Annotated in this window: 16 protein-coding genes; all 16 read right to left on the bottom strand. The window is 48.9% G+C overall.

Annotated elements, in window-relative coordinates; all coding sequences use genetic code 11:
- Positions 1–197: 197 nt before the first annotated feature.
- Entirely contained in the window at positions 198–722 is a 525-nt protein-coding gene (locus tag ABIO93_RS12985) for a TlpA disulfide reductase family protein (protein ID WP_348068236.1), read from the bottom strand.
- A gap of 8 nt (positions 723–730) precedes the next feature.
- Entirely contained in the window at positions 731–1,171 is a 441-nt protein-coding gene (locus ABIO93_RS12980; RefSeq protein ID WP_348068234.1) for a rhodanese-like domain-containing protein, read from the bottom strand.
- Positions 1,172–1,231: 60 nt separating this feature from the next.
- On the bottom strand, positions 1,232–2,272 hold the full coding sequence (selD, locus tag ABIO93_RS12975) for a selenide, water dikinase SelD (RefSeq protein WP_348068232.1): 1,041 nt from the start codon (positions 2,270–2,272) through the stop codon (positions 1,232–1,234).
- A gap of 2 nt (positions 2,273–2,274) precedes the next feature.
- Entirely contained in the window at positions 2,275–3,312 is a 1,038-nt protein-coding gene (mnmH, locus tag ABIO93_RS12970; protein WP_348068230.1) for a tRNA 2-selenouridine(34) synthase MnmH, read from the bottom strand.
- 289 nt (positions 3,313–3,601) lie between these two features.
- Positions 3,602–4,240, bottom strand: coding sequence for an outer membrane beta-barrel protein (locus tag ABIO93_RS12965; RefSeq protein WP_348068228.1), 639 nt, complete (start codon positions 4,238–4,240; stop codon positions 3,602–3,604).
- A 184-nt stretch (positions 4,241–4,424) separates the two neighbouring features.
- Positions 4,425–5,729, bottom strand: coding sequence for an IPT/TIG domain-containing protein (locus tag ABIO93_RS12960; protein ID WP_348068226.1), 1,305 nt, complete (start codon positions 5,727–5,729; stop codon positions 4,425–4,427).
- Between the two features lie 41 nt (positions 5,730–5,770).
- A complete protein-coding gene (locus ABIO93_RS12955) occupies positions 5,771–7,612 on the bottom strand; it encodes a RagB/SusD family nutrient uptake outer membrane protein (RefSeq protein ID WP_348068224.1) in 1,842 nt (613 codons plus the stop codon).
- Positions 7,613–7,631: 19 nt separating this feature from the next.
- Positions 7,632–11,078, bottom strand: a complete 3,447-nt coding sequence (locus tag ABIO93_RS12950; RefSeq protein ID WP_348068222.1) for a TonB-dependent receptor — start codon at positions 11,076–11,078, stop codon at positions 7,632–7,634.
- Positions 11,079–11,274: 196 nt separating this feature from the next.
- Positions 11,275–12,366 carry a FecR family protein gene (locus tag ABIO93_RS12945; protein ID WP_348068220.1) on the bottom strand — a complete coding sequence of 364 codons (1,092 nt, stop codon included), beginning with the start codon at positions 12,364–12,366 and terminating at the stop codon, positions 11,275–11,277.
- A 73-nt stretch (positions 12,367–12,439) separates the two neighbouring features.
- Positions 12,440–13,021: a sigma-70 family RNA polymerase sigma factor gene (locus ABIO93_RS12940; protein WP_348068218.1), complete on the bottom strand. Its 582-nt coding sequence runs from the start codon at positions 13,019–13,021 to the stop codon at positions 12,440–12,442.
- 162 nt (positions 13,022–13,183) lie between these two features.
- Positions 13,184–14,587 (bottom strand): Gfo/Idh/MocA family oxidoreductase, encoded by a 1,404-nt coding sequence (locus ABIO93_RS12935; RefSeq protein WP_348068216.1) that lies wholly within the window; start codon positions 14,585–14,587, stop codon positions 13,184–13,186.
- Between the two features lie 112 nt (positions 14,588–14,699).
- Positions 14,700–15,782, bottom strand: a complete 1,083-nt coding sequence (locus ABIO93_RS12930) for a galactokinase family protein (protein WP_348068214.1) — start codon at positions 15,780–15,782, stop codon at positions 14,700–14,702.
- A gap of 247 nt (positions 15,783–16,029) precedes the next feature.
- Positions 16,030–17,031, bottom strand: coding sequence for a LacI family DNA-binding transcriptional regulator (locus tag ABIO93_RS12925; protein WP_348068212.1), 1,002 nt, complete (start codon positions 17,029–17,031; stop codon positions 16,030–16,032).
- 50 nt (positions 17,032–17,081) lie between these two features.
- Entirely contained in the window at positions 17,082–18,098 is a 1,017-nt protein-coding gene (locus ABIO93_RS12920) for a hypothetical protein (protein WP_348068210.1), read from the bottom strand.
- Between the two features lie 89 nt (positions 18,099–18,187).
- On the bottom strand, positions 18,188–19,291 hold the full coding sequence (locus ABIO93_RS12915) for an NAD(P)/FAD-dependent oxidoreductase (protein WP_348068208.1): 1,104 nt from the start codon (positions 19,289–19,291) through the stop codon (positions 18,188–18,190).
- Positions 19,292–21,202, bottom strand: coding sequence for a LodA/GoxA family CTQ-dependent oxidase (locus ABIO93_RS12910; RefSeq protein ID WP_348068206.1), 1,911 nt, complete (start codon positions 21,200–21,202; stop codon positions 19,292–19,294).
- Positions 21,203–21,225 lie beyond the last annotated feature (23 nt).

Raw genomic sequence — 21,225 nt, 5'->3', positions numbered from 1 at the left:
TATTTCTTCTGTTCCGCTCCATGGCTTTAATACTGTGTGGTTTGTAAATCAAAATTGGCATAAAAAGCGAGGCTGATTATGCAGGGTTGATAAACGGAGCGAATCGATTGAAAACTGGCGGAATTGGGTTTATATGGGGTAGAAGCCGAAGGGTTGGAGGGCGAAAGACCAGCATTTCGGCTGTCTATCAAATCTTCTTATTTTGCTTTCAAATAGGAGTCAATAAAATCATTCAGTAGATGACCATGTAAATTCACTGCGATTACAACACCCATTTCATCCAGGATTACATTAAACGGCAATGCTTCGATTTGATAATCCTTTGCGACTGGTGAAGTCCAGAATTTGAGGTCGCTGACCTGGATCCAGGGAATATTGTATTTTCGGACCGCCTTATTCCATGCCTCTTTTTTACTATCCAGAGACACACCAAAGATCCTCAGTCCCTTACCCTTACCATTGGAGTCGGCGTACTTAAAATACAATTGTTTCAATTCCGGCTGCTCTTCGACACAAGGGGCACACCAGCTCGCCCAGAAATCAATCAGTACCAAATTTCCGCGAAGAGACGACAGTGCAATCGTGTCTCCTTTCAAATTTGGCAACCTGATTTCCGGTGCCACATTACCTTCCTTTATCTCAATAAACTGGGCCCTGACGCTGCTGCATCCGATCAGTAAGATGCAAATGATGAAGAATTTACATTGGTTTTTAAACATCATCAGGCGAATTAATTATTCACCGGATAGCCCTTATCTATCCAGTCGGTCTTGATATTTTTAGGAATGTTTAACAATCTGGCCTGCGTAAATCCCTTTTCCTGAATCAGCTTGAAAGCCGGTCGGATGTTGGGGCATTTTGCAAATGGGCAACAGCCGCAATAGAGTACCACTTCATGATTTTTGTCGTGCTTCGACAAGATTTTTTCCAATTTTTTCAGATTCTCTTTTTCACTACCCGGGCCGGCATCCAGAGAACCTTTAATCACCGCCTGCGGACCAATGTTAATGACCGTCGGTTTGACTTTGCCGGACCCGTTGATCTGATCAGCCAGTTCCTGGGTCGGTTTTAATTGTGCCTCCGTCCATGGTTCGGTTACTTCCTGGGCCTGACTAGCCATCGTTGAGCATATTGTAAAAATAAAGCCTAAAACCTTTGTTAAGTTTTTCATACCATTTAGTTTTTTTAAGTTTTAAAATCTCTAAAACATTGATTCAAATTATAAAAGCCCCTATTCGACAACGATAAGTGGGCCTGCATCCTTAGGCCTTAGTGTGCCCAATGATACGAAATAATGGTTAAGAGCTGCAAGCTCATTTTCAAAAGCGCTGGCCTGCTCCGCTAACACGGCAACCAGCAATCCCCCACTGGTCTGAGGATCAGCCAGTACATATTTTTGATAATCTGTCAGGCTGCCTACTTTGTGGCCATAGCTGCTCCAATTTCTGGTTGTCCCACCCGGAAAGCATCCTTTGGCAATATAAAAAGGAAGCGATTCAATAACGGGCACTTTTTCAAACTCAATCACCGCCGATAACCCACTTCCTTCACACATTTCAGACAAATGGCCCAGTAACCCAAATCCTGTCACATCTGTCATCGCCTTCACTGCATCCATCTTGCCAAAAAGTTCTCCCAGCTTATTGAGCGTGGTCATACTCCTCAATGCTAACGCTGCGTCTTCTTCCAGCAATATACCGCGTTTTTGCGCAGTTGAAAGTATCCCTACGCCCAATGGTTTGGTGAGGTACAACTTGCACCCTTCTGTCGCAGTTGAGTTTTGTTTCAATTGAGCAATATCTACGAGTCCGGTAACGGCCAGTCCAAAAACAGGCTCGGGGCAATCAATACTGTGCCCACCGGCCAGCGTAATACCTGCCTCAGCACACACTGCCCGAGACCCTTCGAGTACCTTTTGCGCTACCTCGGGAGGTAATTTGTCAATGGGCCAGCCCAAAATTGCGATAGCGAGAACGGGCTTACCACCCATAGCATACACATCACTGATCGCATTTGCAGAAGCAATACGCCCAAAGTCGTAAGCATCATCGACGATTGGCATGAAAAAATCAGTCGTTGAAATCAATGCTGTCCCATTGCCCAGATCAAGCACTGCGGCATCGTCCCGTTTGTCGTTTCCTACTAAAAGCCTCGGATCCGCCTGGTGGCTTATCGGGCTGTGCAATATTTTGTCCAGGATCGCCGGGCTTATCTTACAGCCACAGCCTGCTCCATGGGAATATTGCGTCAGTTTTATATCAGTGCTCTCCATGATTACGCTATGCTTGGAATGGTTTTTCTAAAATCTAATATGCTCAGCGCATTCTCTGCATGTTGGTCGGTATCGATCAAGAAGGAAAACAGCTTAGCATCCTCTTTTTTGCTCAAACTTTTAAGATAGGTTTTGTCATAATAAACCAAAACAAGCCTGATAAAGTCAGCCATCCTGTTTTGTCTGATTGCAGCAACGGCTTGTTTGGTCTGAACAGGCCCAAGCCGCTTGTGGATACGCTCCGTGCAGGTAACCAGAAAATCTTTGTCCAGCGATCCATAAACTTTCACCAATTCTTCGATACGCTGCTCCAACCCTACTTCCAGATTAATCTGTACCGCATTTGCCATCTGATGCCAAAAAGGCCTGGGAACCGAAACCTTACCAATGTTCAAACTTTCGTCTTCCACCCATACCGGAACGGCCCTATCCAGATCTTTGAGCTGCTCAGCCAGATTGTTTTCAAATTGCTCCTGGGTTGGCTGGATCATTTTGTTCATCGTCCCATACGATGAACCATTATGCTGGGCAAGGTCTTCGAGATCGATTACCTGCTCGCCCAGTTTTCTAAGCTCGTGCAGGATCTTCGTTTTGGCTGAACCTGTCATACCTCCCAACAGGCAGAGCCGGTGGTTGGCCTCGAACTGTTGGTGTGCCCACCTCCGATAGCTTTTGTATCCGCCCTCAATTAAATATACTTCGAAACCGTACAGATCAAGTGCCCAGGCCATGGCGCCACTCCGCATGCCGCCACGCCAGCAATGCACAGCAATTTTTTTATCCGGTGCTTTTTCAATGGCCTCTCTGATAAATCCCGACCACTTAGAGCCAGTAAGATCAAAACCCAGCAGAATTGCCTGCTCACGACCGACGTGTTTATAAGTCGTTCCCACGAGAACTCTCTCCTGATTGCTGAACAATGGAAGATTAAACGCGCCGGGTATATGCCCGTGCTCAAATTCAGCCGGTGTGCGTACATCGGCCAAAGTAACCGTGCCTCCAAGGTCCAGGAAATCGCTTATCGCTACATTTTTGATCATGATTCAATTTCTTGGCCGAAATATTGCTGAAACTTATCTTCAAACTATCAAATCTTCCTAACATCTTCAGTTTATTTCAGCTTTTTCTATTTCAGCCAAGCGATATGACTTCGGCAAAGCTTTCCCGTGGTACTCAGCCGTGCAACGGTTGTCGCCGTCGGCTTTGACTCATTCTAATGTCAGTTGTATAGGGCAGGCGCACACTACAAGGCCATAGATGTGGGCCACAGCTTTGAGTGCGGGTAAACGCTTTTGCAAACATTGGCTCATCCTACTGGCTTTCGTCAGGTCACAATTTAAGCATTAGCTGTACATGAAGACCCAATTGATAGGCGTTAATGTCGAGACGCGAGGGAGGGATAGCATAGCTGAAAGTTGGTTGGGTGATCAGCGATAATCGTTGCGCAAAATGATAGATTACGCCTGCACCTACCATGGGAGATATCTTTGCAGTGTTACGATCGGATTTGAAAATCACAGTTCCCACATCAGGAATTTTCACACGGCTGGTCGTACCGAAATTCCATAATGCCCCCGCCGAAAAATAGGGTGACAACTTCCTTTCTGATGCCTGAAAATTAGCTATAAAAGGAATAGAAAATTGATAGGAACGGCTATTGCCGGTGGACGTTTTAAATACAGAATTCCTAAACCATAAACCGGTTGACGCGGACCATTTCTGTGAAAAAGAATATCTGCCGCCCAAACCGATCCAATATCCCTTTGGGGACGATTCCGATCTTAGCACTTGCAAAGCAGGTGTTCCGCTACCATTTGGATCAGGTAACATGGCCTCTACTCTGGATTTGGTATGTCCAAAAAAAGGGGCCGCGGTAACAGATAATGCAAACTTGCTCTGGCCGAAAGCATCTGAGCAAGGCAACAAAAACCCAGCCAAGATTAATGAAGCGCCAATTGCTGATTTCATTGCTGATCATCTTTAATAACCACTAATATACTAATAAGATATATCAAAAAAAGATCAATAAATAAAAGTATTCTAAGCGACTAGTAAAAGTGGGTCCTCCCCGATGATGGTAAGGCCAGTACATTCAAAACCGTCAGCTACCGGGATTGGCTACTGACGGTTTTGAGTTGAAAAAGCAGAGTTGTTATTCGGAGACAATCTTTCGTACCCGGTTGTTGATCTTATCGAGCACATATACCGTTCCGCTTTTGTCAACAGCGACGCCGGTAGGGGCGCTGAACGCGGCCGACTCGCCTACGGAATCCGCAAAGCCTGCTACGCCTGAGCCCGCGAATGTGCTTACGAGCCAGCTTTCCGACTGGATCATGCGAATGCTTTGATCCGCATTGTAAGCACCACCGTCCCAGGTACCATTGCCAGCCACATATATGTTACCCTTGGCGTCCACTGCCAAACCCCACGGAGAAGAAAATCGGGCAGCGGTAGGTGCCCCATTCACGTAACCAGGCGTTCCTACCTGGCCGGCAAGGACTTTGTTTTGCCAGGTTCCAGCCGAAAAGTTGCGGATCACCTGTTCGCCATTCATCGAAGCATATAAGTTTCCATCAGTATCAAATGCGATTCCGGCTGGGTACAGAAGCCCTGAAACGATCGGATCGCCGCTGACATTTTGCTGCTTGATCGGGTAAATATTGCCGGATGCATTACAGCTGGTGTAATAAACCATGCCCGTTTTCTTGTCAAAAGCGACACTCCACGGCTCCTGCTTAGCCATGGCCCACGTTACCGCCGTGCCGTCCGGTGAGATGCGGCGAATATCACCATTGCCCGGATCTGCCGTGTACAGGTTGCCGCTTGGATCAATGGCCAATGAATAAGGCAGTGAAAAACGTGCCTTACTTCCTTTCCCATCCGCAAAACCGGATTGGCCCGGATCTCCGGCCAGCGTGGTTACATTGCCGGCGCTATCGATTTTGCGGATGCAATGATTCCCCGGATCAGCCACAAACACATTGAGCTGGTCATCTACGACAATGCCGGAGCTCCTGTACCAGTTTTGACCGGAAAAGTTGAAGGAAGCTTCACTGCCCTTTCCATTCGCAAAACCTGCCTCACCCGAACCCGCAAGGGTGGTAACGGTGCGGGTGTAGCTGTAATTAAAAACCGCCTCACTCTGCACCTGATTCTCACCAATTTGAATGGTAACAGGCCCTGTCCCAACGCCTTTCGGAACAACCGCCATGAGCTGGTCCGACTTGACACCGATGATCCGTAACGGAACGCCATTGATCATTACCTTGATCCGTGAAGTATCCCCTGCAAAATTGGCGCCGTTGATCAGAATTTCGGTACCGCCGCTACCCTGTGCAGGTAAAAAACTGTTGATTACAATCGGCGATGAAGGATTATGTTCGAAGGTATCGTCCTTACAGCTGGCCGCGAGCAACAGCAATGCCAGCAGCAGCTTTCCTACTTTATAATTTACCATGATTTGAATGCTTTAAAATGGATTATGAACATCATACACGCTTACCAGCCCGGATTTTGCACCAGCGCCCTGTCTCTTTCAATGTCGGATTGCTGAATCGGGAACAGGTACATTTTGTCGTTCCAGGTACGCTTCTGAACGAGCGTTCGCTTGTAAAAACCGGTGAAAGAAAAGCCTTGGCCACCGTCGTCAGCATTCACATTTAACCCGTAAACCGTCTGATTTTCGGTTTTGCCCAGCAGCAGCCTTCTTACCAATGTATTGTAGCGGTCATCCTCGAAGCATAGCTCCACCTGCCGTTCGTTGAGGATCAATGCGCGCATCCGTTCCTTATTACCGACTGCTTCTGGGTATACTTTTTCGATCCCAGGAAGTCCGGCGCGTTCCCGCACGAGGTTAAGATAGCGTACTACGTCTGCGTTCGCGGGGTCGGATTCGTTCAATGCTTCTACATAATTCAACAGGATCTCCGCGTAACGTAACAGTATATACGGCCCTTGATGTGAAGTGGCGTCGTAGCGAATATTGTCGCTTGGGCTGATCCTTTTCAGGACATTGTAACCTGTAATGTTGTTACTTCCTGCTGACTTCTGGCCTGATTTGCCAGTATAGTAGAACTCGGACCGACCGGTACCGTCCACATTAGCGGGCGATGAGTAATAGTTTTTGTCGTCCGTTGTCGGTGCAGGTAGCACCGGTCTGCCATTGTAGAGGACGTAAGCGTAAAAACGCGGCTCCCGGTTCGCATACATGTTCCACTGGCCCTTCTTGTGTTCCCAGTATTTGGCCCCATCGGTGCTCGAAAACCCAGATTCGAGGTAGCCCGACTTCGCGTCAGTGATCGTACGGCCATTTTTGGTATAAAAAGCATCAACCAGATTCTGCGTCACATTGTACATGTTATACCCGCCCGGCCCTGGTGAGGCGCATTTAGTAAAGCCCCAGCGCGACCATGTGGCCTTCCCGAATATGATCTCATTATTCCAGGTAGTCAGGAAAATGTTACGTACAGAAAGGTAGGGATCAAAAGTATCGTCCCCCGAATCCAGATTGGTGTAGAGGTGATAAGCTCCCGCGTCGATCACCGCTTTTGCGGCATCGGCAGCGATTTTCCATTTGGCTGCGTCGTATTGCAGAGGTGCCAGTGCAGCGCCGTCTTTGTTTTTGAAGCTCGCGAAGGAGGCATTTCCATTCCATAGGGGGCTGGCGGCCAGCAGGGCAAGCTGTGATTTCACAGCCAGGCAAGCGCCTTTGGTAGGCCGGCCATAGTTGCTTGATGAGCTCCATTGCAGCGGCAGGTCCGGGACAGCGGAATCCATTAGCTCGTTGATATGGCTTACGCATTCTTCAAATGAGCTTCGGGCATATTGGTTAAAGTCCTCGTCCTGGCCAAGTACGGCAGTCAGCTTCACAAAAGGCCCGTACTGTTGCAGGATTTTCCAGTAAAACCATCCTCTCAAAAACCGCACTTCTGACTTATACTGTACTTTCAGTTCGTTGCTCAGCAGGTCGGAGGGTACCTTATCTATATTTTCCTCAAAAATAAATGACTTTCGGATGGCGGTATAGTAGTCGCCCCAGGTGTAGTAATAGAAGCTTGCCGCACTCCAGTTACCGCTTACCATTTGCCGTGCATTCACACCCGGAATGCTTATCGAAGATTCGTCCGAGGTACCCATCGCACGGTAATCGCCACCATCGGAGGAAGCCTGTACATACGAGTAAATGTTGTACAGGTATGCTTCCGCATTGGCGCGTGTCTGCCAGATCTGATCGCCGGTCAGCAGGTTGTCGGGCTGCTGGTCCAGGTACTCGCAGGAGGCCATGATCAGGGGAAGTAAAAACAGGGCTAATAGATGGACAATGCGTATATTGATTTTCATCTGTTCTGACGTAAAGGTGTTAGAAATGTGTTCTGATACCGAGGGTAAATGTGCGGGCATAAGGGTATTTTGCACCATTATCTCCCAGTTCAGGATCCCAAAGCTTGAATTTTGAAAAGGTGAGCAGGTTGGTAGCGGCCAGATAAAGCTGCAAGTTCGCAAATCCAGCCTTTTTCAGTCCCGTGGAAGAGATCGTGTATCCCAGGCTCGCTTGTTTGAGCCTGCAAAAGCTGCCGTCTTTGAGCCACCACGTACTACCTCTGTAATTGTTATCGCTCAGGTTGGTAATGTTCAGGCGGGGATAATCCACATCCTGGCTGGGATTATCGGTTGTCCAGCGGCTTTCCACATTGGCGAGCACATTGGCCGGGTACTGTCCCATCCCGGCAAAAGGCACCACGCCCACCCCGGACGCCCCATTATTGCCTCCATTGACTCCGCCACCATTGGCCATGATCGCCACATCGGCCACACCCTGGAAAAGTACCGAAATGTCAAATTTTTTGTAGCCCGAAGAAAACCCGAAACCGTAGGACCATTTCGGAAACGAAGATTTGTTCAGGTATTGCCAGTCATTATCATTGATCAGGCCATCCCCGCTCAGGTCCTGGTACTTCATGTCGCCCGGTGCAACGGTACGGAACTGTGGTGCACTGGCATCTATGTCATCCTGGCTTGTAAATAGTCCCTGGGAGATAAAGCCCGTTTTGTCGGTTGCCGAATGTCCCGCCCACTGCTGGTACGCATACATACGGGTAGGTTCGTCGGCAAAAAGTACCGTGTTTTTAGCATAGGTAAGATTTCCAAAAACCCTCAGCGTGAGATCTTTTCCGAAACGGTCGTTGTACTCTACACTTCCGTCAATGCCCTTGTTGATCATCTCGCCCATGTTGGCATAAATCTGCAAACCGCTGTATCCGGCAATGGGTGAAATAGAATTTCGGTTAATAAGAATGTCTTTGCGCTGGTCCCTGAAAGCATCGACTACGATATTGATTTTATTAAAAAGTCCGATTTCAAGACCGAGATTGTCTTTCAGTGATTTCTCCCAGCGCAGGTTCTTTGCCCCGATCACACTTTCAGAAATCCCGCCGTAACTGGTTGGCCCCAGTCCGAAGGATGTACCATTTGCTCCATCAATGTAGGTCAGGTAGCCAAAGCGATCGCCGGCACCGATCTGGTCGTTACCCGTGGCTCCCCTCGAAACCCGGAGCTTTAACAATGGTATGGCTGATTTTAATGGCTGGAAAAAGTCTTCGTTGGAAACTACCCAACCCAAAGACGCAGCCGGGAAAAATCCGAACCGGTTTCCTTTCTGGAAATTCTCGGAGCCTGTGTAGCCCAGGTTCACTTCGGCGAGGTACTTGTCCTTAAATGCGTAAGTCGCTCTCCCAGCCATGCTTTGCGAACGGTATGGAATCGACCGCTTCAAATTATCGGCCGTGCCGATCACCCGGTTACGCATGTTGTAGACTAGCAAACCGCCAAAGTTATGCGCCCCGAATGTGCGGTCGTACGCAACGTTCCCTTCCAGGTACATGATGCGTTCTCCAGCCGAGTAGGTGGAGTAGCCCAGGTAGGTTGCACCTGTGCGTACCTGCTCTATCACCAGGTTACCTTGCGGGTTCCGCGAGCCTGCATACCAAAGATCGTTGGTACCACTCCTGTTGGTACCAAACTCGCCGTAAGTATCAAATGCAAACCGGCCCGTGGCGCTCAGGCCGTTGGTAATGCTGTTCAGGTTTTGGCTTAATGTAATCACCGACTGTATCGAAGGCTTAAACTCAGTGCTGTAACCGGCATTCTGCACGAGGTTATAGGGGTTACTTCCACCATTGTTTCTTGGCCCGGCAAATTTTCCATCCGGATAGGAAACCGGAAAAGAAATCGGGTTGGTTGCAAATGCGGCGTACCAGATATTGCCCGCCGAGTTGCCGGGATATTTACTATTCACCAGCATGGCAGCCAGATTGAGCGACAAAACCGTTGTTTTACTGACATTCACATCCACATTGCTCCTGAAATCATAACGTTTGAAGTTCAGGTTTGGATTGTAATTGTTCAGTTCCTTGACCTTATATTGCCCGTCCTGATCGTAAAACGAAAGCGAAACGTAGTATTTCATCGCATCGCCGCCACCGCTCACATTCACATTGGCATTGTACATCGTCGCCAGGTTTTTGTAGATCGTCTTCGTCCAGTTCACATCGGGATATAGGTACGGATCAAGGCCGCTGGCGGTTTTTTGAATGGTTTCGTCCGAATAGATAGGCGCTTCTCCCCCATTGATCTTGGCTTCATTGTAAAGCTGCATGTATCGCACACCGCTCAGCATTTTGGGGATTTGAGTGAGCCCCGTTACACCGGATTCTATTTTCACAGAGATTTTCGGCTTGCCCGATGCGCCTCGTTTGGTAGTGATAATAAGTACACCATTGGCTCCCTTCGCTCCGTAAACGGCTGTGGCAGAAGCATCTTTCAGTAGGGAAATACTGGCAACGTCTTCCGGATCAATGTTGTTGAATGCGCCTCCGTAGGTACTGTTCACATCTTCGCGCTGCACCCCGTCGACTATAATCAGCGGAGAGGTACTGCCGGTAAACGTCCCAATGCCGCGTATCGTAAAATTCGGATTATCGTAACCTGGCTCACCACCGCCACTTTGCATGGAAATGACCCCGGCCACTTTGCCCGCCAGCGCATTGCTCAGCGAACGAACGGGTGTTTTCATGTCCTCCATATTCACAGATGAGACCGAGCCGGTAATGCTCACTTTGCGCTGCGTGCCATAGCCCACGACGACAGCCTCTTCCAGGTTTTTGGAATCCGTTTTCATTGTTATATCAATCACGGACCGATTGGAAACAGCAATTTCCTGCGACGAAAAACCTACATACGAAAAAACCAGGATCGCATTTTCGGGCGCGGCAATGCTGTATTTTCCGCTCAGATCCGTGGTAGTACCCGTAGAAGTTCCTTTGATCACAATGCTTACGCCGGGTAGCGCCAGGCCGGTTTCATCCTGGATCTTGCCTGCCACCGTGTTCGCACTAGCGGCAGGCATAACGGGAGCGATCTTCATGTCTGAAAAGGAAGAAAACCTTGCATTTCTTTTCAGGACAATGTGCTGGCCTAACACTTCATAATGGAGTTTGAGCGGCGTCAGCAATGCATCCAGCACTTTGGAAAGCGGCTCATTGGTGGCCTGGTAGGTGACTTTCCGTTGGGAAGAGACAATTTCGCGGCTGTACAGGAACTGAACTTCGGCTGATTTGCCCAGCTCATCCACAATCGCGCCTATCTCCTGGTTCTGCACGGAAATACTGATCTTCCGTTTCAGGATCTCCTGTGCTTTCCCATCATGCGCCCAGCTCAGGTTCATGAGTAAAATGGCGATTAAACTTTGCAGGAACGTGAACTTCATAATCCTTCGTATGACCTCTCGGTTGGATCGTTTTATTTGCATATTTTTGACTGTTTTGAAAGTTCTTTGGAATTGGCAAAATAAATCCAGCTCCCTCGCAAGAGGGATTTTGTGACGACAATCTCAAAATCTGGAAACCAGGCGGTAGTGTTGGTAGCACTATCGCCTTTTTTAATGTAGGTACTTCGTGGAGTTGAATTTTACCATATCGTAGTTTTTTGGTGAGTCAGAATCGGTATTAAAGGCAGCCTTTGCTATGGATAGTCACTTGATTGTCCGTCATTTCAAAAGTGGATTCGGTACCCAGGCAAACGAGCCGGAGCTTATCCAGAAACGGCTCATCGGTAAGCGTGGCCGTCAGGGTGCAATTGCGCATCTTCTCTATATCGTATGCAATGGGAACGCCATAGGCTTTTTCGAGGCGGTTGAAAACCTCTGCAACCGGCGTGTTCCGAAAATCCAACACCGGCATCGCGTCCAAAGTCTTTGCCGAACGAACTTCCGGCGCGGTTTCTATTTGCTTTTCAACAAACGCCTCCTGCGCCTTATTGAGCCTGATTTCTTGCAGCGGTAAAAGTGTCACCCCTTTCTCCGATTCACCGGTTTCACTTTCCGGGCCGGGTGTAACTATCACCTTACCCGTTTTTACCACCACCAGTATTTCAGCCTCCCCGGCAAATGCCCTAACTCTGAAACTGGTCCCAAGTACCTTGGTAGTAAGCCCATTGGTATAGACGAAAAACGGCCAGCTCGCATTTTTTGCCACCTCAAAAAAACCTTCACCTTCCAGGAATACTCTACGGCTTGTATTATTCATCTTAGTTTCAAAACGAACACTGCTCCCCTTGCTCAACAGCACCGAGGAGCCGTCGGGAAAGTTGACGAGCAGCGGCCGGGCATTCTTGTTTTCTCTGGTTTGCCATGGATCACCCTTATTTTCCTGACCAGCGATGTTGGGTTTTTGTTCGGTACGGGACGAATAGGCCAGGTATCCGAGCCATCCCAATCCGAGCAGCAACATGGCTGCTGCCACCATTCTCCAGGGGCGGATGCTCATGATCCTGCCCGCCTTCCGGGGCTGGCTTACCTGTGACACAATGTCCCTTACTTTTTCGCTGATGTACTCCCCTGAAACCTCATCGCTTTTTCCATTCATTCTCAGAAGGATCACTGTTGCGGTTTCATAAAGGGTTACCTTTTCCGGATAGGCACTGAGCATTCCTTCCCAAAATGCACGGTCTGCGGGGTTTTCCCCTTTGATCCAGGCGTGAAAACGGTCACTTTCCAAAAAGTCGTCCAGGCTTTGGAAACGGTCGTAGGCATTGTCCATTTGCGGCAGTAAAATTGATTGCACGCCTAATATGAACTCGCCGGGCAGATATACCCTTCCGTTTTGAAAAAAATTAAAACAAATTTAAAATGAGCATCATCGCGGTCACCCATTTGGCCCGGATCTTGGATAATGCCTTTTGAAGGAAGTTGGAAACGGATTGCCGGTTGACATCCATGATGCCGGCGATTTCGGCGACGGAAAGGTTTTCGTAATAACGCAGGTAAAGGGCTTCCCGCTCTCTTTTTGGAAGGGATTCCAGGACTAGATCCAGCTGTGCGCTGATGTCTGAAATGCGTTCTTTTTCGATGAGCAGCGCTTCCGCATTGAAGTCGTCAGGGAGGCTCAGCTCCCAATCAGGAGAGGGATTTTGAAAGCGCTGCCGGTACCGGAGGTGCAGGAAGATATTATTCCTCAGCGCTTTCATTAAATAATATTTCAGCGAGCCATTCACATTCAGCTTGTAAGGATCCTGGCCAAGTTCAAGGAACACATCCTGAATGCAATCCTCAACGACTGCCACTTCCTGGATAAATTTCAAGCCGTATTTGCGCAGCGAACGATAGTAGCGTTCAGCCAGAATGCCCAGCGCAGCGCTGTCACCCTGTTGGAAGGCTTGCCAGAGTTTTGGATCATCATCGCTGCACGCAGACATATTTCAGAGTTTAACCAATGCAAAATACCACAAAATAGCGGCCGAGCCATGAAGAAACACAAAACACAGCTAATTTTTACCGCTATTTAAGCAACAGAGATTATATTGTTCTGAAAATCACGCGATCTGCCCAATAACAATGAGTGTCATTTCTGTTTGCTCTCAGAGTGGCTTCATAATGCCCAGTGCGCGCTTTTCGTTCCACCGGCCGCGCGTAAAGTCCGGGAATTTCACTGCCGAACTGCCCTTACTCACCGACACTTCCGAAAGCGGGATCACCGAGCACCAGGTAGCAGCATCATACACGTCCATATCCATCGGGACACCCTTATTGAGGCAATCGATGATCCGGTAAACGAGCACGAAATCCATTCCGCCATGTCCGCCGTTCAGCTCAATCTCTTTCTTTAATTTATCCCAGATCGGGTGCTTGTACTTGCTTTTGTATTCGTTATAATCTGCTTCTTTCAGAAAATCATGGCCTTTGTCCAGCAACGAAAGACGGCTCGGGTATCCCTGGTGAAAGGCATGCGTGCCTGCCAGTGCATTGATCCGGTCGTAAGGCCGGGGCGTTACCACATCGTGCTTCAAAGTGATCATTCTGCCTTTGTTGGTTTTGATCAAAGACGTATTCATGTCGCCGTGATTGATTTTTCCTTTGAAAGATGCATAAGGATGATCACCAGGCAGGCCTTTGATCTTTTCCGAAAGGCTGGCTTCCAGGCTGCTCATGGATACAATCTGCTCAAACCGGTCGCCTCGTAAAATGTCGAGATATTGTGCTACCGGGCCAAGGCCGTGCATCGGGTATAAGTTGCCGTCGTGGGCGATGTTTTCTTTCAGGCGCCAAAATTCATAGTAGCCATTTTTATCCAGCAATGCATCGGCCAGGTTGTGAATGTAAGCGGCTTCGGCATAGGTTAATGTACCAAAAACGTTATTCTGAACCATATTAAGCAGCCAGAGTTCTTCATCGCCATAGCATACATTCTCCATCATCATGCAATTCCGTTGTGTTTCCTCAGCGGTATCGACAAGCTGCCAGCATTCAGCAAGGGTCATGGCCGCTGGTACTTCAATCACGACGTGCTTGCCTTGCTGCATGGCGTAAACGGCCATCGGCACATGGTCGCGCCAGGGTGTGGCGATCACCACCAGATCGATGTCGTCGCGCTTGACCATTTCTTTCCATGAATCGATTTTCCCGAAGTAAGGAGTTGCTTTTTGTCCCTTTTTCTCCAAAATGGAAACTCCTTTTTCAGCACGCTCTTTTTGAATGTCGCACACAGCTACTACTGCCGCTTTATCAGGAAATAAGGATGCAAACTGGCTCACGTGGCCCGTCCCTCTCGATCCAATGCCGATCAATGCTACTTTCACCTGTTTAATCGGGTCTACTTTCAGATCAATGACCGATTTGCCCTTGGCAGCAGAGCCCGCAAAGCCAGGTATAGCATCATATTCTACGCCTCCGGCCGAGTCTGCGCCTGAGGATACGCCGTAAAAGCCCAGGCCACCAAGTAGGCCTTTTTTGAGAAAACTCCTGCGTTTTTGATCTGATTTCATCGGATGTAGGTTTTTGGATAAAGGCAGCTGGCATACATTGCGGTATGCCGGGCTGCTCCAATTTATATTAAAGGTTTAGAAATAATGCGTATCAGGTACTAATATAATGTTGTCAGTTTACCAAGTCAGCGGTCGTGCCCTCGTCGATGCGGATCAGGTACGCGGTACCCCCCGCCCGCTCAATGGCTCCGGCGATTGCTTCCGGCTGCTCGGGCGCATAGGCGAACATGCACCCGCCCCCTCCCGAACCGTTAATTTTCGCTCCCAGTGCACCTGCTTTTAAGGCTCCATCTATCATGGCATCGATTTTTGGCGTGGATACTTTCTTCGCATCCCGCAGGCTTTCCTGGTGGATCGTTAAGAGCTCGCCCAGCCGAACATGATCCATCCGGTCGCTCCGGAACATTTTCAATGCTTCTTTCAGCACCTCGCGATCGGACAGGTTACTCACAAACAGCTGGTATTGGGTGTCTGTTAGGATGTTTTTGTATTCACCGGCACGTTCTTGCGGAAAATCATGGAGCGAAAATGTGGCATCAACTGCTCTGATCTTCGCGATCGCATCCAGCATTCCAAATTTGACGTGTTGCAGAATGCGCAACGTGTCTTTTGGCTGCCTCGAATCACCCAAAACGAAGGTACCCAGGGCAGGCTGAAAAACTTCCAGTCGGACCGTTGGCTGCGATTCCAGATAAATTACCTTCCCGATTGAAGTGGAATAATGGTCCATCATGCCACCCGGTTCGCCAAATTCCAGCACTTCGGCCCGGTAGGCCAGCTCGCCGATTTCAGCTTTCGTACGCTTCTGGCCACTATCCGACATGCGGATCAGCCAGTTGATCCACGCAACCAGTAATGCAGAAGAGCTGGAAGTCCCCGAATTGATCGGAATGTTACCATGAACGCTTACCTCCATCCCCTTCGAAAACGTATAGCCGCTCCGCATCAAGACATTTATTGCACTTTTGAAGTAATCTCTGGCACTGGTGTAGGCAATGTCGGTGGATAGGTAAAATGATTCGATTTGATCAATGTCCGGCATGTGGATCACCACCTTATTATCAATCCTGTGTGCTCCTGTGACAGCAATTTGTCTGGAAATAGCGGCCGCAATCACCGGCAGGCCGAGATAATCCTGGTGTTCGCCAAAGAGACAAATCCTGCCCGGAGCAGAAGTGGTAAGTACAGAAGACATGCAAGGATCGCTTTTGGACAAATGTAGACTTCGCTGGCACCGATAAAAAGCATTCTTTACCGACGCTTACCGAATAAATCCGCGCAACCGATTGTTCAGAATGCGCAACCGATTGCGCAAATTTTGACCAATGAAAGCCTTAATGAGCTATCTGCTTTAATAATATGCTGCCAGGCATTTCAAATAGACAATAATGCTTGGCATAATTTACAAATCGCGAAAGAAGAAGCAGGTAGGCGCAAACGACTTAACGGACAATGAGTTCCGGTGCAATCACGATCTCAGAAGGCTCGTAGCTATCCGGGTGCTGCATGGCATTCAGCAGCAATCCCGACGCCCTGATCCCAAGCTCGGTCGGAAACTGTTCTACGGTCGCAATGGGCGGATTATCCAGGTAGGAGCAAAATGAGAGGTTCGAAAAAGTAACGAAGTAAATATCCTGGTTGATTTTGAGTCCGCGCTGCTTGCAAACCTGCATCGCATCCAGCGCAATGTAGTCGTGAAAGGCCATAATGACCTTTGGCGGCCTCGGCAGGTCCAGCAGGTCCGTTACTTTCTGCACGGTATCCTCCATGGACAGGTCTACATTCTTAATGTACTCCATCGCGACCGGGACATCGTGTTCTTTGAGCGCCCTGACGTACCCGGTCAGTCTGTCGTCGGTGGCCTGCAGCGAATTCGGGCCGTTTATCAATGCAATGTTGGTCAATCCTTTGGCGATCAGAAAAGCTGTCATATCCCGGGCGGCTTTGGAAAGATCCACGTACACACTGCTATACCTCGGATGCTTTAATATGCGGTCAAAAAAAACGATCGGAACCTGATGGGTGGCATTGTAAAAGTGACTCTTATTGTATGTTTCGGCAGCCAGAGAAACCAGGATCCCGTCCACGCCATGTTTGATCAGCGAAGCAATGGCGGCGGTTTCGCGGGCATACTCATTTTTGGATTGCATCACTACCATGCTGTATCCCTCGGCCATCAATGTCTCTTCTATTCCCGACAGTGCCAATGAAAAAAACTGCTCGGTAAGGCTTGGCAAAACCACTCCTACATGGAACGACTTCTTGTTTTTAAAATTAATCGCCCTGCTATCAGGCTCATAATGCAGCTCACTGACCAGCTTTTTAACACGTTCCTTCGTGCGCGACCCAATGCGCGGGTGGTTCTGCAATGCCCGGGAAACAGTCGATACGGAAACGCCCAGGATCTTGGCGATTTCCTTCATAGTAGGCGTGTTTTGTAACATTTGGCCGTTAAATTAACATACTGGGGAGGCAGTCACTGATGCGATCCACTTCATTTAATATTCCCAAAATAAACTTTCTCATAGGTGTTGTCGGGATCGTTAAGTAATTGAAAAGTGGTCGACGGGCCCAAATTTGGAGATGTCCAGGAGCGCAGTGCCCATACGACTTTTTTATCCGGCGTCACTTCAATGGCTTGTACAGGTGCATTGTTGAGATCCAACTTCGTACTCCATTGATTAAACCAGTTATTAATAAGCGTATTTCCGTTCGGCAGACGCAATGCAATCTGCGGGCTCGTGATATGGTAGCCGGGAACGTCGGATAACGGATAGTCCCACACGACTTTACCGGTACGGGTTATTTCCTTAACAATGTTCTGATTGCTTGCCACAAGCAGATTGCCATTCTTCAACGGTACTGCCGACCACACGCTCGGAACGTCCAGGGATGAAAGCTGTTTTCCATTGATATCATATTCGATCACTTTACCCAGATCCATATGCGCTACCAGCAATGTGCCTTCTGCTGTTAATCTTGCATGTCTTATTTGCCCATGGGTACCGCTTTTAAAAGGCAGCACAAATTCTTTTACAATCTGGTCTGTTTTAATATTCACTACAAATACCTTGGCGGGATTGCCATTCTGAACAAATACCACATGTTCTTTACCAATCGGCTGAGCGGTATGCGTTTCGAATCCGTCGGGTGTATTGTATTTCCAAAGTACCTTTTTGTCCTGGTCAATTAGCGTCACACCAAACTGATGCGCAAACAGTACATTGCCATTCTGCATTAAAATAGCGTCGCTGATCTCACCTTTGCCCACCGTGTCGATGTAAGACCATGCGATCTGCCCGTCGCGGACGATATACATATTGCGCGCTTTGGCCTCACCCGCATAAAAGAAGTCGAATTGTTTTAAGCCATTTCCGGGCAATACAGCCGGTGCGGCGGGTCTATCAGCAGCAGCCGTTTGTGCCACTGCCAATTTGCTAAGACAGGTCATGAGCACGATCAGCAATAGTACCGGGACACCTGGCCATCCGCCTGTTTTTGTAACTTTCATTTCGTAGTAAGTTTTAGAACCAATAAGGGCAAATACTATCCTTGTTACTTAGTGACACGGCATATTTCTATTGGCAAGATCATACGTAACTACGTGCTTCCAAACCCATTTCCACGTCTTTTCCAGAAAGCCGAGTTTTCCCACCGTCGCTCCTGCTGGTATTGCTGTGCATGCATTTTCAGGTAAATATGAAAAGCCTGACTAATGATCCCGTCATAAACCAGCAGCGCATCTTTTTCGCCGGACAATGCATCGGCGATGGCATGGCCGGCATAATACCCTCCCTCCAGTGCCGACACAATGCCATAAGAAGATAACGGATCAAAGGCATAGGCGGCGTCTCCCACAGCCAGCCAGGAATTCCCAAATCGCTTCGTCAGCAGAGACGTAGAGGCGGGATGAAGCGCTGTGCGGCTATTTTCATCGCCTATTCTGTTTTTCAATAAGTTACCGATCAATGTAGTTTTCGCAGCATTTTCCAGAAAATGATCCGTTTCCTGCATTTGCTTGTCCATCAGGTCGGCATCGGTCATGAATGCAAGTGATAACTTTTTATCTGATAAAGGCGCGGCATACCACCAACCTTCTGCCGTGGCCTCGATAAATGTGTGGTAGGGTTGTATTTTTTCAGCGGTTGTTACCATGGCCGAAATACCTGTCAGCGTATCCATACGCGTACGCTGCAAACCCAGCGAGCGGGCTACCCGACAGCTTCTGCCCGTGGCGTCAACCAGAAAATCACAGGAAACAGACATGCTATTCTCCTGGTTTTCTAACGTTACATGCCAGCCATTATGCTCCTTTTTACATTGCATTACCCGTTGCCCTTCCAACCACACAACTCCCCTGGATAAGGCCAGCTGTCGCAGTTGCTGTTCAAGGAAAGTCCGGTTAATGTGCCAGCCCTGCTGATCAGTTTGGTTGAAAAAATGGGTCTCCGTTGCGACGTTGCTCCCCCAGATAAAGCTATTACCATAACAAGGCAAATGTGCAGGATCGGCCAGCAAATGGTCGATCCCGGATCTGATCAGCATGGGTTTTGCATTCGGAGGGATAGTCTCTCCTATTTTATGAAGCGCCGGCACTCCGGGCTCCACAATCATACATGGTATGCCTCTGTTCAAAAGGCTCAATGCGGTAGCGATACCCGCGGGGCCCCCACCGGCAATCAGTACAGAAATATCGCTTTTCATTTATCTTTCGTCCCTGCGGAAGCTGCGTCGTTTACGTTCTGGCCGCGCCGGGTTTTCTATATCTCCGGCAACTGTTTTCAACAATACAACTGCTTCGTGCACCACTCGCGGTGTTGCATTTTCAGCTTCCAGTACCTGTTTGTAAGTCGGATCATCTGCTGTGAAACCTACGCGGTCGGATTCCACCCATAATTTTCCGGGCAGCCATTTGGTCGTGCCGGTCTGCGGCAATGGATGTTGCACAATGATGCCCAGTTCGTGCCAGCGTTTGACCATTTTATTGATCTTGGACTGATATTGAGACCCGAAATCACGCAGCCAGTCCTGGCGATAATCCAGGTGTTTTAAACGTTGCGCGTCGTTCATACCCGCGTCCGAGAGCCGGGTAAAACTGTCTTTCGACAATACCTGATTCGGAACCCGTGCCGCCCAGAACGAAGGTATCGTGAGGTATAGCGACGGATCATAGCCCGAAAGACAACTTGCCTCATCGGTTTGCCAGGGTACACCCATCCATCGGGTTAATGAACCGGGGCCACTTCCGTCGAGCGGACCATTGGGCGCCAGCGCAATGGCAGGAGACAGCAGCGGACCATAATCATCCGCAGGTGTTTCATTCTCCGGGAGTATTTTTATCCTGAATGGCTGATCCCAGAAAATCAGGTTACGAAAAGGCCAGGTAATCTCAATCCCGGGGTGAAAAGGTCCGCCCAGACATTCTTCCAGCGGCGCCTTGTTCAGCGCTGCCGTCTGTTCAGCCGGGCTAAGATCGTCAAAAGGAATGATCCCCAATGGTTTACCAGTTGTAAAATCACCTTTCGCCCAACGTTCCATGCATTCATATTGTGTGACCGTCAGCGGCAGATCCACATTGGGTAAAGCCTCGTAGTCGCCGAAAGCATCGCCGTAAAATGGTGGAATCTTTTCCGGCTCATACTGGTCCCCATCGGGCTTCCGGTACCAGTTGAATACCTTCTCACGGATCTCCCGGGAGCTGTCGGACGGGTCCGATAATTTTCTCAGTAAGTCATCTGCGGTAAAATCACTCGGTGAGTTTTGTCCGAAAAGAATATAAAAACCCTCGTTCACCCATTGCGTCTGCACCGTGCGTTCGAGAATTGGATAAATGTGTTCATAAAAAACAATATCAGCGGGCTTTTCCAACCATCCGTTGCGCATGTAGAGGTCGCTGACAACGTCGTACATGGTCACTACTGAATATAATCCCTGCCCGAAATTGGGAGGCGTTACCACCACCATAGCAGGAGTAGCCTCCAAAGTTTCCCCTTCAAATTCAACCGTAGCCCGTATGGTGCCGTCGGAAACGTCGTCATGCCAGCCGTCGTTATTAGCGAAGGTGGTGGCGGCAGCATTGGTATAGGATGCGGATTTACCATCACCACCCAGCAGGATCAGCCGCCCTTTTTCATCTGTCTGCACCTCCCCCAGCGGCACTTCCAGCTCGTAAAACTTGCCGCCTGCGAATTGATATTCAGGACCTGACACATTTGTTCCGCTGATGGTTCTGGGGCCGGGATCAATGATCAGTTTCGAGCGGTCACTGCCGGTAACCGTGCCATTGCGAAAAGCCGAAGATATACCTAACCCAGGCAGATCGAGCGCATTCAAAAACTGGTACCAGCCGGCTTTGCGGTTGGCAATGTGCGCCCGCCAGCTGATCGTTGCGTCATCCGCAGTGATTTCCTTTACAATATTCCCATCCGCATCCAACCCGTAAATGCGGAAACGTACTGCTTGTTTTTTCACCCGCCCAAGGTCGTCTTTATAACCGTTTTCCGGAATGGCGGGATGCCCGGGTATTTCCGAAGCAAAGAAAAACGCATTGGAATTACCAACCCTGGCAACGCCTAGCGGAGGGTAAATGGCAACTGATTTGATGGTGGAGCTCATTGTATGTGTTAAAGAGGTGGTAA

The organism is Dyadobacter sp. (assembly GCF_039919315.1).
Lineage (GTDB): Bacteria > Bacteroidota > Bacteroidia > Cytophagales > Spirosomataceae > Dyadobacter.
The sequence above is the reverse complement of the archived record's forward strand: the minus strand, read 5'-3'. Positions and strand labels throughout refer to the sequence as shown.